Source organism: Erwinia sp. MYb375, assembly GCF_037479175.1.
GTDB classification, from domain to species: Bacteria; Pseudomonadota; Gammaproteobacteria; order Enterobacterales; family Enterobacteriaceae; genus Erwinia; species Erwinia rhapontici.
The window spans coordinates 1,128,878-1,145,716 of the sequence record NZ_JBBGZS010000023.1; the positions used below are offsets into that span (position 1 = coordinate 1,128,878).

The 16,839-nt window shown below is 55.5% G+C and carries 12 protein-coding genes, 2 tRNA genes and 2 pseudogenes; 6 read left to right on the plus strand and 10 right to left on the minus strand.

The features are described from left to right. Window positions 1-227: 227 nt before the first annotated feature. Window positions 228-950, minus strand: a complete 723-nt coding sequence (locus WH279_RS18130) for a glutamine amidotransferase (RefSeq protein ID WP_200642344.1) — start codon at window positions 948-950, stop codon at window positions 228-230. 238 nt (window positions 951-1,188) lie between these two features. On the opposite strand from WH279_RS18130, the gene WH279_RS18135 reads away from it, so the two are divergent. Both WH279_RS18135 and WH279_RS18140 read left to right on the plus strand, forming a co-directional pair. Then, on the plus strand, window positions 1,189-2,100 hold the full coding sequence (locus WH279_RS18135; protein WP_133841738.1) for a DMT family transporter: 912 nt from the start codon (window positions 1,189-1,191) through the stop codon (window positions 2,098-2,100). Window positions 2,101-2,120: 20 nt separating this feature from the next. Continuing rightward, window positions 2,121-3,521 carry a CoA transferase gene (locus WH279_RS18140; protein WP_339457923.1) on the plus strand — a complete coding sequence of 467 codons (1,401 nt, stop codon included), beginning with the start codon at window positions 2,121-2,123 and terminating at the stop codon, window positions 3,519-3,521. Window positions 3,522-4,079: 558 nt separating this feature from the next. Here WH279_RS18140 and WH279_RS18145 read toward each other — a convergent pair. Genes WH279_RS18145 through ghrA form a run of 3 tightly spaced genes read right to left on the minus strand, consistent with a single transcriptional unit; the run spans window position 4,080 to window position 6,361 of the window. Then, on the minus strand, window positions 4,080-4,631 hold the full coding sequence (locus WH279_RS18145) for a TorD/DmsD family molecular chaperone (protein WP_200642342.1): 552 nt from the start codon (window positions 4,629-4,631) through the stop codon (window positions 4,080-4,082). A 36-nt stretch (window positions 4,632-4,667) separates the two neighbouring features. Continuing rightward, window positions 4,668-5,405: a phosphatase gene (locus WH279_RS18150; RefSeq protein ID WP_339457924.1), complete on the minus strand. Its 738-nt coding sequence runs from the start codon at window positions 5,403-5,405 to the stop codon at window positions 4,668-4,670. Window positions 5,406-5,422: 17 nt separating this feature from the next. Beyond that, window positions 5,423-6,361: a glyoxylate/hydroxypyruvate reductase GhrA gene (gene ghrA, locus WH279_RS18155; protein WP_200642340.1), complete on the minus strand. Its 939-nt coding sequence runs from the start codon at window positions 6,359-6,361 to the stop codon at window positions 5,423-5,425. Between the two features lie 283 nt (window positions 6,362-6,644). On the opposite strand from ghrA, the gene WH279_RS18160 reads away from it, so the two are divergent. Continuing rightward, window positions 6,645-6,732, plus strand: a tRNA-Ser gene (locus tag WH279_RS18160). Window positions 6,733-6,914: 182 nt separating this feature from the next. Here the strand turns inward: WH279_RS18160 and WH279_RS18165 are convergent. After that, a complete protein-coding gene (locus tag WH279_RS18165) occupies window positions 6,915-8,129 on the minus strand; it encodes a low temperature requirement protein A (protein ID WP_339457925.1) in 1,215 nt (404 codons plus the stop codon). A 113-nt stretch (window positions 8,130-8,242) separates the two neighbouring features. Here WH279_RS18165 and WH279_RS18170 point away from each other — a divergent pair, with 113 nt between their 5' ends. Further along, complete coding sequence (locus WH279_RS18170; protein WP_339457926.1) at window positions 8,243-9,235, plus strand: hypothetical protein; 993 nt, start codon at window positions 8,243-8,245, stop codon at window positions 9,233-9,235. A 48-nt stretch (window positions 9,236-9,283) separates the two neighbouring features. Here WH279_RS18170 and phoA read toward each other — a convergent pair whose 3' ends face one another. Beyond that, window positions 9,284-10,687, minus strand: a complete 1,404-nt coding sequence (gene phoA, locus WH279_RS18175) for an alkaline phosphatase (RefSeq protein ID WP_339457927.1) — start codon at window positions 10,685-10,687, stop codon at window positions 9,284-9,286. A gap of 247 nt (window positions 10,688-10,934) precedes the next feature. On the opposite strand from phoA, the gene WH279_RS18180 reads away from it, so the two are divergent. Both WH279_RS18180 and WH279_RS18185 read left to right on the plus strand, forming a co-directional pair. Further along, window positions 10,935-11,022: transfer RNA gene (locus WH279_RS18180), tRNA-Ser, on the plus strand. Window positions 11,023-11,245: 223 nt separating this feature from the next. Beyond that, window positions 11,246-11,983 (plus strand): annotated as a pseudogene (locus WH279_RS18185) (NADPH-dependent oxidoreductase); the annotation flags it as partial. A 76-nt stretch (window positions 11,984-12,059) separates the two neighbouring features. Here WH279_RS18185 and phoH read toward each other — a convergent pair. The 4 genes and pseudogenes from phoH to efeU form a co-directional block, all read right to left on the minus strand. After that, window positions 12,060-12,848, minus strand: coding sequence for a phosphate starvation-inducible protein PhoH (phoH, locus tag WH279_RS18190; protein ID WP_133841729.1), 789 nt, complete (start codon window positions 12,846-12,848; stop codon window positions 12,060-12,062). Window positions 12,849-13,396: 548 nt separating this feature from the next. Beyond that, a pseudogene (gene efeB, locus WH279_RS18195) lies at window positions 13,397-14,680 on the minus strand (iron uptake transporter deferrochelatase/peroxidase subunit). A 6-nt stretch (window positions 14,681-14,686) separates the two neighbouring features. Next, window positions 14,687-15,814 carry an iron uptake system protein EfeO gene (gene efeO / locus WH279_RS18200; RefSeq protein ID WP_339457928.1) on the minus strand — a complete coding sequence of 376 codons (1,128 nt, stop codon included), beginning with the start codon at window positions 15,812-15,814 and terminating at the stop codon, window positions 14,687-14,689. A gap of 56 nt (window positions 15,815-15,870) precedes the next feature. After that, window positions 15,871-16,704 carry an iron uptake transporter permease EfeU gene (gene efeU / locus WH279_RS18205; protein ID WP_339457929.1) on the minus strand — a complete coding sequence of 278 codons (834 nt, stop codon included), beginning with the start codon at window positions 16,702-16,704 and terminating at the stop codon, window positions 15,871-15,873. Between the last annotated feature and the right edge of the window lie 135 nt (window positions 16,705-16,839).

The following is a 16,839-nucleotide window of genomic DNA, read 5'->3' on the forward strand; positions in this document are numbered from 1 at the left end:
GTAGAAAGATATCGCCGTAGCGACTTCACCGTTAACAATAAAATAACTCATCATTAACATTATCGACAACAGTGAGCTTGTCAGATTGCCCGGCAATAAACTGTGACGGCATCGAAAGGAAATCAGGATTTTAGCAAGGCGGTGTGAGGTAGCGCACAGGGTGTTCATGATGGCCGAAAGCGCACGAACTGCCGCCGGGTAGAGGCTATCCCGGCGGCTTCAGCAGGTCAGGCGCGTTTTGCCACTGGCAGGCCCTGCTGCCAAAAATCGCGCAGTAACTGACGCGGCCACTCCGGCTCCGCTCGCGCAGGCACCAGGTGGTCGATCTCGGTATCTTTCAGACTGTTTTTGAGACAGGCCGTCATGATCTCTGCGGTGAATTCCGGGTGAAACTGCACCGATAATGCCTGCGCCGAGTAGCGAATAATCTGGCAACCGTCCTGCGCGGATGCCGCCAGCACCTGGGCACCCGGCGGCGGCGTCAGCACCGACTGACGGTGCGACAGCCAGGCCGAGAACTGCGTTGGCAACGATGCCAGCAGCGGATCGTGATGGCTCTCCGCGCGCGCTTCCAGTGCCGTCAGGCCGCGTTCCCAACCATTAGGGTTATCACCGACTTCACCGCCCAGCGCATAAGACATCAGCTGATGTCCGTAACAGACACCCAGCAGCGGTAACTGTTCTGCCACCGCATGGCGTACCCAGGCGGCGGTACGCTCACTCCATTCAGCATGATCGGTGACCATCGCCCAGGAGCCACTCAGAATGGCCGCAGAAATCGTCTCCAGCGCTGGTAAAGGTTCGCCCAGGTCCGGGCGCACCACGATATAGTCCTCCACGGACAGATTCAGCGCATCAACGAACCATTGCTTCTGCTCCCCGACAAGGGTACTGACCGCCTGCGGCGGTGTTTCAAGCTGGATAATGGCTAACGGAAGTCTCACGGTCATCTTGCTCAATCCTCGAATCTCGGCGGAGTCGCTCACCCCGGTGATTATCATGGCAGCTTGTCACGAACCTGTCTCATAACATTTTCTGGCATTCTTTAAACAAAGCATCGGGTTAAGCCCTTCGATTTTCGCCTGGTTTGCGCCACAGGCTGCTAAAAAAACTACGGAGTTCAGCGCCTCATTTGGTGCATTTCATGCCATGATTATCGTGACTACTTCGTTTGCTAAGGACTGTGCAGTGGCTCTGCGTCATTTTTTGCTGATTTTGCTGGTGGTGTCCATTTGGGCATTTAATAACATCGCCATTAAATGGGGGCTGCTCGACCTGCCGCCTCTGTTGATGATTACCATGCGCTTTGTGGTGGTGGCATTAATCCTGGTGCCTTTTACCCGCGTCACCCGTCAGCAGCTGCTTTATCTTGTGCCGCTCGGCTTTACGTTCGGCTTTATGCACTTCGCCCTGCTGTTTGTCAGCCTGAGCTATACCGATGCCGGAACGGCGGCGGTGATCGTGCAGTTGGGTACGCCGATCGCCATGTTGCTGGCGATGGTGCTGCTGAAAGAAAAACTGCGGCTGGTGCAGCTGCTGGGCATTGCTCTGTCACTCAGCGGCGTTGTGGTGCTGGCCGGCAGCCCGACCATCCCCAACGGGTGGGTGCTGCTGCTGCTGTTACTTAGCGCCTTCGGCTGGGCCATCAGCAATATGATCGTGAAAAAATCCCCGGCCATCAGCCCGCTGACGCTGACCGGCTGGCTCTCCTTTTTTGCCATCCCGCTGGTGGGATGTGCCTCCTGGGTGGTCGAATCTGACCAACTCAATCTGCTGCTACACTCTTCATGGCGGGGTTGGTTTGGCATTCTTTTCAGTGCGATTGGCTCCTCCATTGTGGCCTACTCGCTGTGGTACAGCCTGCTGAAGCATTACAACGTCAACCTGATTATGCCCTACTCACTGCTGACGCCGGTGCTGGCGGTGATTATGGGCGTGGTGGTCCTCGGCGACAGCATGAACAGTTTTAAGGCGATGGGTGGCGTGCTGGTGATTGTCGGCACGGCGATTGCGGTGATTAACCTGCGTAACCTGAAAATGCATGCACGCTTGCCGCGCTTTCGTTATGACCGGCACAGGAAAAACCGTACCCGGCCCTGAAACCCTGTAAGGAGAGTCAGATGGATAACCGCCTGAGCGATGCGCTATGGCAACAGCTGTGGCACGGACTGCGTAACAACAGTTCACCGCTGCCCGCACTCACGATCCGCGGCGATCGGGCGCTGGTATCGGCTTATCCGGTCAGCGAGCTCGCCGCCACCAGTATCGGGCTGGCCGCTCAGGCCGCAGCCAGCCTGACGGGAAACCCCTGTTCGCTGGAGGTGGACGGGATGCTGGCTTCACGCTGGTTCCAGCATGCCCTTCGCCCGGTCAATCGTCAGTTGCCGCCACTGTGGGACCCCTTCGCCGGGGATTACGCCACAGAGAACGGCTGGATCCGCCTGCACACCAACGCCCCGCATCACCGGGCCGCGATGGAAAAGGTGCTGGGTAAGCACGCCGACCGTCAGCCGCTGGCGGCAGCCGTCGCGCAATGGACAGGCAGCGATCTGGAGCAGGCCGTGGTGGATGCCGGAGGCTGCGCCGCTGCCCTGCGCAGTTTCAGCGAATGGCAGCAGCATGCTCAGGGCCAGAGCGTCAGCCGGGAATCGCTTATCGAACAAACCCTTCAGGCCTGTGGCCCGGCACCGACCTGGCGTCTGCTTCCCGCCCGTCCGCTGCTCGGCGTTCGCGTACTCGACCTGACGCGCATCATTGCCGGGCCGGTGGCCACCCGCTTTCTCGCCGGGCTGGGCGCAGAGGTCCTGCGCATTGACCCACCCGGCTGGCAGGAACCGTCGCTGGAAGAAGAGATCAGCCTGGGAAAACGCTGCGCACGCCTTGACCTGAAATCCAGCGAAGGGCGACAGCAGTTCGAAAAATTGCTCAGCCAGAGCGATGTACTGGTGCACGGTTACCGCGCCGATGCGCTCAGCAATCTGGGCTATGACACGGAAACGCTGCAACGTATCAGACCGGGGTTGGTGGATGTCAGCCTGAATGCCTGGGGCTGGACCGGGCCGTGGCGCAATCGCCGTGGATTTGACAGCCTGGTACAGATGGCCTGCGGCATCGCTGAGCGCGGCCGCCTGTGGCAGGGCAGCGATGCGCCCGTGCCGTTACCCGTGCAGGCACTGGACCACGCCACTGGCTATATGATGGCAGCCGCTGTACTGGAAGGATTACGCCAGCGCCTGCTGCATAACACCGGGTTTACTGCCCGTCTGTCACTGGCGCGCACCGCCTGCCTGCTGACGGATGCGCCCTATCCACAGGATGCGCAGCCCGCAGGGCTTGGACCGCGACAGATTCAGGACGAAGATGCCGAAGCCGTTATTTCTCAATGGGGGGTAGCTTATCGTCTGCGTTCACCCTTCTGGCTGCCGGGGATGCCGCTAAACTGGTCAAAAGCCCCTTCACCGTTCGGTTCGGCAGCGGCGGAGTGGACCCGCACGGGTCAGGCATGCCTGACCCCTACATGATTATCACCTCTCCGTAGGGTCCGGACATGCCTGACCCCTACATGATTATCACCCTCTCCGTAGGATCCGGGCATACCTGACCCCTACAGGGTTATACCCTCACCGTAGGGTCCGGACATGCCTGACCCCTACATGATTATCACCCTCTCCGTAGGATCCGGGCATACCTGACCCCTACAGGGTTATACCCTCACCGTAGGGTCCGGGCATGCCTGACCCCTACATGATTATCACCCTCTCCGTAGGATCCGGGCATACCTGACCCCTACAGGGTTATACCCTCACCGTAGGGTCCGGACATGCCTGACCCCTACATGATTATCACCCTCTCCGTAGGATCCGGGCATACCTGACCCCTACAGGGTTATACCCTCACCGTAGGGTCCGGACATGCCTGACCCCTACATGATTATCACCCTCTCCGTAGGATCCGGGCATACCTGACCCCTACAGGGTTATACCCTCACCGTAGGGTCCGGGCATGCCTGACCCCTACAGGGTTATCACCCTCACCGTAGGGTCGAGGCACGCCTCGACCGGGATCACGATGCCCGACGCTTACGGCTGCTCGTCTTCCAGTTCATCACGCATCGCCTGCAGCGCTTCACGGCTGAGAGCGGCCAGCGTACGGTAAAATGCGCTGCCCGCATGCGCCTCCACTTTTCCGAGGAAAGCGCCGACCCACGGCATCAGGAACTCATCAAACAGCTGGATCTGCGCCTGACACTCATCGACCTCAGACTGATCTTCCAGCCATGACGATGCCAGCAGCAAGGCACCAATATGATCGGCAGGCGCGTCAGTCAGCGGCATCCCGCGCTGGCTGAGAAATGCCCGCACGTCAGCTTCCTGCGGACCATTTTCCCACTGAGAACCGTATGGGGATACCTTGCATTCCGGGCCAACAAACAGCGCATTATAGTCAGACGCCAGCAGCGCGGGATCGCTGTTCTGCTGTAAGCGGGTTAACAGTTCATCCTGCTCCAGCGGCCAGTGTTGCTGCAATTTGCCTTCGCGCAGCAGGGTAAACAGAGGGACCAGCAGCGGGTCCTGAGGCTGACGATTATACAGCGAGCCCAGGATGCGGCAGATGATGGAAAACTCATTCATGTGTTTCAGTTCCGTTAAAGGTAATATGTGACACCGTCACAAATCAGCGAATTCAGCAATTTCCCTGCCGGTGCGCTGTTGTAAAAAGTCCAGCAGGCGGCGTGGCGTGACATTTAACACGCGATCCTCTGGAAAATCCACCTCGCGCATAATGCGCAGGCAGTGGTCGAAGTGACCAAGGGTAAACGCGGTATGCGAATCCGACCCGAGCGCCAGACGGCCACCGGCATCCCGCACAGCAGCGGCAACGGCACGACAGTTAGGTTCACTGCCCACGCGGGAGGTGGTAAACGAGGAGTTGTTCAGCTCGAGTGCCACATCATACTTCGCTGCCACTTCGGCAACCGCCTGAATATCGATGGGATATTTCGGGTTGCCCGGATGGCTGATAATATGCACCAGTCCGTTCGCCATCGTGGCAATCATCGCTTCGGTATTGCTCGCTTTATCCTGCGGGGCCAGCACCGGTTCGTGAAAACCGGCCACAATGATATCAATCGAGTCGAGCATCGGCCCACTGCAATCAATCTCACCCTGATTATTTTTGATGTTCGCTTCTATCCCGCGCAGTATGCCCACGCCGTCAATCACGCGTGGCCAGACCTTCATATTAACGAAGTGCCAGTAGTGCGGCGCATCGGCCATATCCGGGCCGTGGTCGGTGATCGCCAGCAGTTTGACGCCACAGGTTTGTGCCTGTAACACGTAGTCACGCAGCGTACTGTAGGCATGAGTGCTGGCCACAGTGTGCATATGCAGGTCAACTGGATACATCGGGTTTCTCCTCTACATTAATAGCCGCGGCTGATATCCACGCGCCCTTCCGGCATCTCGCCATTCTCACATCGCAGTATTGATCGCGCAATGTAGTCCATAGCTTCGTCTGGTAAGGTTACAGCCGCATTATGCGGCGTGATCGCAATATCAGGATGCGACCAGAAAGCATGTTCGGCCGGCAGCGGTTCGTGATTAAACACGTCCAGAGCAGCAGCGCTCACCTCGCCCGCTTCCATGGCGGCGAGCAGATCGGCTTCCACCAGATGCGCACCGCGTGCAAGGTTCAGCAAAAACGCACCGGGTTTGAGCTGGCTGAGCAGCTGGCGATTGAGGATCCCTTCGGTCTGCGGCGTATTGGGCAGCAGATTGATCAGTACCTGGGTAGAAGAGAGGAAGTCGCCTAACTGCTGCTCGCCATGGTAACTGGTGACGCCGTCGATCTGTTTCGGTGAGCGGCTCCAGCAACTGACCGGGAAATCCCAGGCCAGCAGACTTTGCGCCACGCTGCGGCCCAGCACGCCAGCACCGAGGATGCCGACAGAGAACTCATCGCGCTTACGGTTACGCAGGTGATGCCAGAGCGTTTCGGTTTTCTGTTTCTGATATTCAGGAAAACGACGGAACCAGCCGAGCACGTGATACACCGCGTACTCCTGCATCTGACGCCCCATTCCGGTATCTTCCAGGCGGAACAGCGGCACGCCCGGTGCCAGCATTTCAGGGTGCTCGCGCAGCTGACCCAGGATATCGTCAACCCCCGCGCCCAGCGCAAACGCGCCCTTCAGCTCGCGCCCCTTAAGCATCTCAACGGGCGGCTGGCGCACCAGCGCATAATCAGCCGGGCCGTTGTCTCCCACCTGCCATTGACGAATGCGGGCTTGAGGCAGACGTTGCTGCAATCCGTTGATCCAGGTCTCTGCCTTGAAAAAGGGATGGTAAAAAATGATATCCACGTTTTTTCTCCTGTTTTTTGCTTAAGCTCGTGGAAAATGCGACGTCTGGCAAGTGAAACTTTAGCCCGATGTGCGCCCGGTGGCCTGCATAAGGTGGAATTTTTATGCCATTACCCGTGCACAACCCGCCTTAAAAGCGGATGACGCCTTCCCACTGCCGTTTTATGCAGCAAAGTGATTTAAAACTGACTAAACGCACGCATATTTCGGGAATGAGTGTTGACCGCAACCGCAGTTTTCCCTACATTAGCGCCCGTCAGCAACCCGGTTGCGGCAACAATATGGTGAGGTGTCCGAGTGGCTGAAGGAGCACGCCTGGAAAGTGTGTATACGGCAACGTATCGAGGGTTCGAACCCCTCTCTCACCACCATATTCTGAGAGAATGCCTGAACGAAAGTTCAGGAATTTTTTTTGCCTGTACGACCCGGGCGAGGCATGCCTCGCCCCTACATCAGGGAGGATACGAGTCTCACCCTATTCAAGAATAATGCCTGTACGTAGGGGTCGGGCATGCCTCGCCCCTACATTAGAGATGACACGAGTGCGACTTGATTAGTCTGTTTCGATCGACCCGTGCTGAGGGTTTTCTCCGTGCAAACCACGCCCATGCCACTCACCCGGCCGTCGTGAAACGCTCTCCCATCCGGCGACCACGATCATAATCACCGTGGTGAGACCATTCACCATCAACCTGTCGGTGATAAACACCACAGGAATTAATCCTGCCAGCGCCACCAGCCCCACAATATGCGACAGCGGAAACCGGCCGTAGACCATCAGTTTGTAAATCGCATTGGCCAGCAGATAGACCGCCGGGCCGAGCAGCAGAACGGCTGCCGCGGCCATGTCGATATGTCCATCGGGATGGGCAATCACCAGCTCATTCGCCACTGCGCAGACAATAATCGCGCCGACCAGCACCACGTGCACATAGTGGAAGCAGGCGCCCATCTGCCCTGGATTATCGGCATGCTGTATAGCGTGGCTGCCCGCTTTACTGCTGGTATCGAAATAGACCCACCACATCGCCAGGCTCCCGATAAACGCCACCAGCGAGGCAATAATAATCGGCGCATCCCACACGTCGGTTTCACTGAGCGTTGCGCCAGTAATCAGAATGGTTTCACCCAGTGCGACAATGACAAACAGCTGACAACGCTCCGCCAGATGGTGCCCTTCTATGGTCCATTCACTGCTGCTGTCTGAACGGCCCAGGCCCGGCAGCGGGAAACCAAACATCGGAGAAAAGTAGGTACAGGCGACAGCTATCCCCCACAGCACAAGGCGTTCCGGCCCTTCTGCAATGCCACCCCACAGCCAGAACACCCCAGAAATACACATCCAGCCGAGGATGCGCTGGAAATTATGCCGCAGCAAATGCCCGGCGGGCAGTAACCATAATGTGACAGCGCTGCGCCCAACCTGCATCGCAACGTAAAACAGGGCAAATATCCAGCCACGGTCACCGAATGCCTGCGGCAGTGCTGAAGAGGCAAACAGGCCCAACAGCATCACACCAAACAGCAGCAGGCGAATTTGTCGGGTTTCAGGATCGAACCAGTTGGTGACCCACGCGGTATACTGCCAGGCGAGCCAGACGGCAAACCACAGCAGCAGCGTCTCAAGTGCGCCAGTGAGCGTCAAATGATGCAGAAGATAATGGGAAAGTTGAGTGACCGCGAAAACGTAAATCAGGTCGAAAAGAAGTTCAGAAAATGACACCGTTGCGCCGTGGCCATCACGTACGCGAAGCAGAGTTAGCGCCATGGAAATGTTCCTGAAAAGGGGGCATTACATTGATAATAGCGAGACGCCCGGAACAGGAACATGTTTTATTGATGTCGGGCAGCGCCTTATTGGCATGATAAAGAGGGAATACGATGTTTTTAACATCTTCAGATTATCAACAGGCGGTTACATCGCTGGCAGCAGACGAAGAAGAACTGCTTGCGGCAGTGGCATTTTGGGGAAAAGGGGCAGACACGATGATCTGCCCACGCGTCGGTCAGCGCGCCAGGCTGATTTGTAATGTAGACAGCGGCGCCACCAATCCCCAGGTGATCAAAGCGCTGCGTGATAAGCCGGGCGTGACAATACGCCAGTCGGACAAACTGCATGCCAAAGTCATCGCCGGGGCGAAAAAGGCACTGGTCGGTTCGGCCAATTTTTCCGCTAACGGGTTAAATCTTGAAGGCAGCGAGCAGTCCTGGTGGGATGAAGCCGGACTGTTAACCGAGGACCCCGGACAAATCGCGGCCATCCATCAGTGGTTTGCCGGGCAGTGGGAAGCAGCACGCGACATCAGCGATAAAGACCTGCAACTGGCCCAGCTGCGATGGTCACAGCGACGTTCCGGCCGAACGGCATCGGCTCCCCTCACCGCACTGGAACGCCTGCGCCCCGCAGACATTGAAGACCGAAAAATCTACCTGGTGATTTATAATGAGGCGATGTCTGAAGACGGAGAAAAAGCTTTCCAGCAAGAGCAGAAAAAACGGACGTGTCAGCCACAAACAGATATCACTGTGCTACCTCCCCTGTATGAAGGCTGGCCAGATTTGCCAACGGATGCGTTGCTGATAGACCTGTATTACGAGGAAGGGAGAAAGATGGAGTGCGCGGGCATTTTTACGCGTACCCTGCAGGATATCAATTTCACCTATTCCGATGGCAGCGCAGGCCATCTGGCGTTGTGCGTACAGGAAGACAAGGTCATGGGTTATCTGTTTGATGATAAAGAGGCCAGATTGTTCGTGAAGCAAATCCGGCCTTTTATAAAGAAAATCCTGCAACACGCCACAGGTTCAGAGAAGAGTCGCTCTGTGTGCATCCCTTTTTCAGAGGTACTCCACATCTGCCAGCAGTCACGTTAACCAGCGTCAGAATGGCGACGACGCACCGTTCGTCGCCCCACCTTATCGTTACTTAATCGCCAGCGCGTCTTTGATGGTATAGAACAAATCGGTTTGATCGGTCAGGCCGACCACATTCGCCGCATGAGGACCATATGCCGCAATGCGCAGTTGCGTGCCGGTGTGGCCCTGAGAATCTTCTTCCGAATTGCCGTAGCTGATGGTCATCGGGCTGCCGTCTTTGGTGATCAGCGTCTGCGTCAGGCCCGGAGCCTTGCTGTCATTGGCAATGATCTGGCTGGAGTGCGCATGGTCAGCGGTGACAATCACCAGTGTGTTGCCGTCCTTACGCGCAAATTCCAGCGCCTTTTGTACCGCTTCATCCAGATCGACCGTTTCACCAATCTGGCCGCACGGATTAGCCGCATGATCCTGTTTATCAATCGACGCCCCTTCCACCTGAAGGAAGAAGCCCTGCGGCTTGCTGCTTAGCAGTGAGATGGCTTTATCGGTCATCTGGGCCAGTGTTGGCGTTGATGCCGGGCGTTCCGCATTCACTTCACAGGTGATCGGTTTCCCGTCGAGATTGCCGTGATAAGTGGCTTTCGGCCCTTTCCAGCGCACCGGCATATTGCCGTCAGCAAACAGCCCCAGTACCGGCTTATCGTCGCCCGCTTCGCTCAGGCCGTTCATCCCCTCGAGATCGCTCACCAGCTGATAGCCGCGCAGCTTCGCCTGCTCTTGCAGGGTTTTGCCCTGCCATTCGCCCGCTTTCGCCGTCTCACTGAAGGTTTTCCCACCGCCGCCGAAAGTGACGTCCGCGCGGGCATTCAGCAATTGCTCAGCGATGGAACCTTTACCGCCCTTTTCCAGCGCGTTGGTGGCACAGAGTTCGCTGGTTTTCACCGGGCCATAGCATTTACGTGAGGTAACATGGGCAATCTGCGCGGCCGGGGTGGCATCTTCCAGTTCGGCGGTAGATACGTTACCCGTGGCTTTACCGGCGGCTTTAGCCAGTTCCAGCAGTGAAGGATAATCTTTACCGTTTACATCCACGCCGATGGCGCCATTATAGGATTTCACCCCGGTGGCCCAGGCGGTCGCAGAAGCCGCAGAATCGGTGACGTAGTCAGGTTTATGGCTTTTTTTATCCAGCGAGTAATGGGTGTACTGCCCGGTCAGCGGCAATGCATCGATACCTTTAAAGAAACCGCCCGCGCCTTCTGCATAGTTACGCGCTGCGGTGATTTCAGAGTCACCCATGCCATCGCCGATCAGCAAAATGACATTTTTCGCCGTGGTATTGCTTAACGAGGCTTTGATTGCCTCAGTCTGGTCACCGGTCAGGCGGCGTGCTCCACCGGGCTGGGTGATATCGCCCTGCGCGGCACGATTCCAGGTAGCAATATCCGCCACAGCAGAGGAGCAAATCAGCGAGGTCAGTAGGGAAAGAGCAAAGGCTTTGTGTTTCATTGTTGGCGATCTCCATGAATAAATTTAACTTAATGTTTCTGCGCCACAGTCTGCGATACAACTATTTCATTTTCGTGTCAGCCACGTGACAGGGAGATTTCATCGCCGGGTGTGCTGATGAGGGAATTTTGCGACTGCTCATGAGTTAAGCGAATAGAACCATAGGGAAAAATACTACTTGACCCATTAACGGCGACTGCCTATAGTACCGCCCCGTTACCCCATGTGGGTGACGGCAGTAAAATATGGTGAGGTGTCCGAGTGGCTGAAGGAGCACGCCTGGAAAGTGTGTATACGGCAACGTATCGAGGGTTCGAACCCCTCTCTCACCACCATATTCTGAGAGAATGCCTGAACGAAAGTTCAGGCATTTTTTTTGCCTGTACGTAGGGGTCGGGCATGCCCGACCCGCAACGAGGCATGCCTCGCCCCGGGATCAGAGATTGACCCGTCAAAAGAATAAATGTGATCTGTCGCACAAACGGACTACTCGAATATCCCCCACCTTTATTATCTTGACCCCCTTTGTTCTCACCTCTTATAACAGCCAGGTATCCCATGAATGATATTACCCAACTGCTGAAAAGCCATCGCAGCGATCGTAGCTACCTTGATAAACCTGTCGCCGACAGCATTATTGATGACATTGTTGAAGCAGCATGGCTTGCACCGACCTCCGTCAACTCGCAGCAGGTATCACTGGTTGTTGTACGCGATGCCGCCACCCGCGCCCGCATTGCCGAAATCGCCGGTGGACAGCCGTGGATCGCAAAAGCACCGGTATTTATCACCTTCGTGCTTGATATGTACAAAAGCCAGCAGGGTATTGCCGCAGAAGGTAAAACGCAGATTGCGCATGAAAGCCTGGAAAGCCTGATCTCTGGATCGACCGATATTGGTATCGCGCTGGGTGCGGTGATGACGGCGGCCCGTTCTCACGGGCTGGGCGTCGTGCCGATTGGCGGGATCCGCCGTGAACCAGAAGCCATGATTGAGCTGCTGAATCTGCCTGAACTGACCTTCCCGGTGGCGGGCGTGGTGCTGGGCTATGTTGATCAACCCGCCGTGCAGAAACCCCGCATGTCGCTGGCAGGCTTCCGTCATGAAGAACGTTATGACAGCACGTCATTGCCAGACGTGATTAAAGCTTACAACGAGGTTCTGGTGGCACACTGGAACAGTACCGGGCGTACCGATGGTGATAACTGGGGCAACAACACCGCCAGCTATTATCAGAATATCTATTTCCCGAACGTTCAGCCGGCTATCCTGAAACAGGGTTTCGGCATCGATAAAAAAACAAAAAAAGCCCGGCAATGCCGGGCTTTGATTCGTACGGGGCGATCGCAGACCGCCCCGCTTTCATCTCTGATTAACTGTAAGCGAGCAGTGCTCGTTGGCAAAGCTCTGAACGCACACAGTCCTCTTTATCAAAACGTACCACGCCAATCATCTCGTCTTCCTCGAAGCGCGCCATCGCGTCGCTGAGGCCAGACTTCACATGAGCCGGCAAGTCACACTGGGTGATATCACCGTTAACGATGACCGTAACGTTTTCCCCAAGGCGGGTTAAGAACATTTTCATTTGGGCTGCGGTGACATTCTGCGCCTCATCCAAAATAACCACCGCGTTCTCGAAGGTACGGCCGCGCATATAAGCAAAAGGCGCAATTTCCACTTTGCCTATTTCGGGGCGCAGGCAGTACTGCATAAAGGACGATCCCAGACGTTTAACCAGAACGTCATACACCGGCCGGAAGTACGGGGCAAATTTCTCGGAGATATCTCCGGGCAGGAATCCCAAATCCTCATCTGCCTGAAGGACCGGACGAGTCACTATGATCCTGTCGACATCCTTATGTATCAGGGCCTCGGCTGCTTTCGCAGCGCTGATCCAGGTTTTACCGCATCCGGCTTCGCCGGTGGCAAAGATCAGCTTTTTGTTTTCTATGGCGTGGAGATAGTGCGCCTGAGCTTCATTTCTGGCTTCAATCGGTGAATGGTCACGGGTATCGCGTGCCATGCCAATCGAGTCCAGCCCACCCATCTGCACCAGCGAGGTGACCGATTCTTCTTCACGCTGACGATGACTGCGTGAATCGCTACGAAGCACACGTTTTGCTTCACGACGCGCTTTGATCACTGCTTTCTGTCTTCCCATAGTGGCACCTTACAGTTGGTTTCATTTCCCGCATCGGTATATCGATGCGATTACGTGAACGCTTTAGAGGTCGTGGCTTCCTTTTAAGCCTTGTCTGGCCGTTGAAACAAATGCGCAGCAGAAATCATGCCCGCCATGCACCGGTAAGGGTTAAAGGAATTGAGTAGCCGTTGAATTGTGAAAGAAGAGAAAGCTGAAGAGGAAATGATTTCCCCGCAAATATTCGCGATATGAGACTTTTTGACGACTGGCCCGGTAAAGGACTTCTGCATTCGCTATCTCCAGAGTGGAAAACTATATGCGAAAATCAACAGCAATTTCATATTCTTCATATTAGCGAAGAAATGCAACACTTTTTTTAACGTTATTATGACATTCAGGTGAATGCATTTAAAATCATAAGGTTATGATTATCTGTTTATTAACAATGGCGAGGTGGCGAAGATGGGTTGTGTGATTTTTAATCAGTTTGCTTTTATTGATGCTAAGAATCATCCCAGCATAATGAGCTTAGAATTAGCGGATTAAGATTAATCCGCTAATTAAGATTAAGCCTCCAGCAATCCCTGTGCCAGATAGTGTTGGGCATCGGCAACGCCGGGGAGAACGAAGAAATACCCCCCGCCGATCGGTTTTATATATTCTTCCAGCGCTTCGCCATTGAGTCGTTTTTGCACGGCCAGAAAACCTTTTTATAAATCGTGCTGATAACAAACAAATAACAGCCCCATTTCCAACTGTCCGGCGTTAGAGACACCCAGAGAATAGCTGTAACCACGGCGCAGCATCAGGCTGCTTTGCGTTTCCGGCGTACGCGGGTTCGCCAGACGGATATGCGCGTCCATCGGGATGACATCCCCGTTGGGATCGCTCGCATAATCCGGCACATCGTGCTCTTTGTGCATACCCAGTGGCGCACCGCTGTGCTTTTCACGACCAAAGATGGTTTGCTGTTCACGTAACGGCGTACGGTCCCAGAACTCCACATGGAACTGAATGATACGTGCCGCCTGATAGCTGCCGCCCAGCGTCCACGCCGGTTCGCCCTGCGCTTTGCTGACCCACAGAATATTGTCCATCAGGCTGTTATCGGTGCTGTCCGGGTTAGCCGTACCGTCCTTGAAGCCCAGCAGATTAATCGGCGTCTCTTTGCCTTTGCTGCGCGCTGCGTGGTCGGAGATAAACCCTTCACGCCGCCAGCGTACGCTCAGCAGATCCGGCGAATGCTTGATAATATCGCGCAGCGCATGGATGACCGTATCATTGGTATTGGCGCAAATCTGCAGCAGCACATCGCCGTGGCACAGGCTGGCATCAAGCGAATCGTTAGGGAAGCGCGTCATCCGCTGTAATTTCAGCGGTTTTAACGCTTGCAGGCCAAAACGCTCGTCAAACAGGGATGTGCCAACAGAAACGGTAATGGTGAGGTTATCCGGGTAGATATCCTCCCCCAGAATGCCGGAGTCCATCGGTGGCAGCTGCGGGTTGGTCACCAGCGGGGCTTTACCGCCGGTGGTCAGAAACGCAATACGGTCGGTTAACAGCCTGAACAGACGCACCAGATCGGCTTTGTCCGTGGCCAGTACATCAAACGCCACCAGCATCATCGCCGCCTGCTGTGGCGTGGTGATCCCCGCCTGATGCGCACCATAGAACGGCTGACGTTCCTGGCGGGCGCCAGGTGACAGCGTTCCGGGTGATGAAGTTTTCTCGTCACTGGCCGCATGAACCGGGCAACCGCCCGCCACTACCAGGGCACCACTGAGGATGCCCATTCCTTTCAGTAAACGACGACGTGACGCTAACGCCACACCGTCAACAGGTTTTGCCATTTCTGATTAATCCAGACCGAGCGTACCACGCAGCAGGGAAAGGTCTTCGGCCAGCGCCGTAATAGGACCTTTCAGTGCCGTGCGATCGGCATCAGTCAATTTCTCGTAAGATTCATAGCCGTCTTTGGTACGGTACTTCGCCAGAATGGTATCGACTTTTTTGAAGTTACCGTCCACTTTCGCCAGCAGTTTAGGGTCAGATTTCTGCACCAGAGGACGCAGCAGGTTGACGATCTTCTGCGCGCCATCAACGTTGGCCTGGAAATCCCACAGGTCAGTGCGGCTGTAGCGGTCTTCTTCACCCGAAATTTTGCTGGAAGCGACTTCCTCAATCAGACCCGCAGCACCGCCAACCACTTTGCCCGGAGGGAAAGCCAGTTCACTGATACGGGTCTGCAGATCCAGCACATCTTTGTACAGCTGGTCGGCGAATTTATCCATACCTTTGGTGGTGTTATCGGCAAATAACACTTTTTCCAGACGGTGGAAGCCGGTGAAATTAGGGTCCTCTGCTTTCTTCTCGAAATCATCTTCGCGGGCATCAATCCGGCCATCAAGATCGGAGAACAGCTCAGCAATCGGCTCAATACGCTCGTAGTGCTGACGGGTTGGCGCAAACAGGGCTTTCGCTTTCGCCAGATCGCCCGCTTTCACGGCATCTGTGAAAGCTTTGGTGCCGGTGACCAGCTGGGCCACTTCCTGAGTGACATACAGCTTATAATCAGCAATCGGCCCAACCAGTTGCAGTACATCCGGCTTGCCGTCGTTCACTTTACTGCCGTTCGCTTTCACGATCAGCTTGCCTTTAGGGTTGCTCAGAAGGCCGCAGGTAATATCGTACTCACCCGCTTCCAGATTCGCGGTCAGCTTCTGGGTGAAGGATGGCGCGATATTTTCACGCTCTTCCACCACCATTACGCCTTTCAGAATTTCCCACTCCAGCGCTTTCTGGCTGTTGTTCTTAATGATGAACTGCGTTTTGCCGGCATCCACAGTCAGTGTCATCGGTTCACACTGTTTATCGGTCACGCTGACGTTAACCTGTGGGATATCTGCAGCCAGCGCTGCGCCGGATGAAGTCAGGGCGGCCAGCAGGGCAGCATTCAGTGCGTGGCGGCGAAAGTGTGTGGTCATTGAGTCATCCCAGTCAAAGTGTTGTTAACGGCAGACCATCAGCCTGCCAGACAGATTCAGCGCGTGGTACGCGCAGAGGTCGATACAGAGCGCGCAGGCAGTGCAAACAGCAGCAACGCAGGAATCAGATAGATAAACCACACCGCGACTTCACTGACGCTTGGCGCTTCCTGATAGCCCAGCAGGCCCTCCAGTAAGGTGCCAACAACGCTGTGGGTGGTCAGGGTGTTACTCAAATCAAACGCCACATCCTGGAAGTGGTTCCACAACCCGGCTTCATGAAAGGCGCGGATCGCCCCTGCGGCCAGTCCGGCAGCGACGAAAATAATGAACAGGCTGGTCCATTTAAAGAAGCTGGCCAGGTTAAGGCGCACCCCACCCCAGTAAATCAGCATACCCAGCACCACCGCAGTGCCAAGGCCGAGCATCGCACCCAGCGGTGGCGCATAGCCCACATCCTGCTGGAACGCGGCCAGCAGGAAAAAGACGGATTCCAGCCCTTCACGTGCCACGGCCAGAAACACCATCATGATCAGCGCCCAGCCGCTGCTGTTGCCCTTTTGTAACGCGCTATCAACAGCCTCTTCCAGCTGCGCCTTCACATTACGTGACACTTTACGCATCCAGAACACCATCCAGGTGAGGATCACCACGGCAATGGCGGCGACCAGGCCTTCAAACAGCTCCTGCTCTTTCTGCGGGAACTCGCCCGTGGTTTCATTGATAAACCAGCCGAGTGCAAGGCACAGCGCGGCAGCAACAAACACCCCAATCCACATGGCACCAAACCACTGACTGCGCTGGGTGCGTTTCAGGTAACTGGCGATCAGGCTGACAATCAGCGCCGCTTCCAATCCTTCGCGTAACATAATGAGAAACGGGACAAACATGCCATACACCTCAAAGCGTGAAATTAGGTCAAAACCAGTAAAGATAAGTAAAATAAAAACGATATTGATTATCATTATCGGGCGACTAATTACAAGATGGCGGAACGATATTTTCGTGTTTTGCGAGGGGGGAAA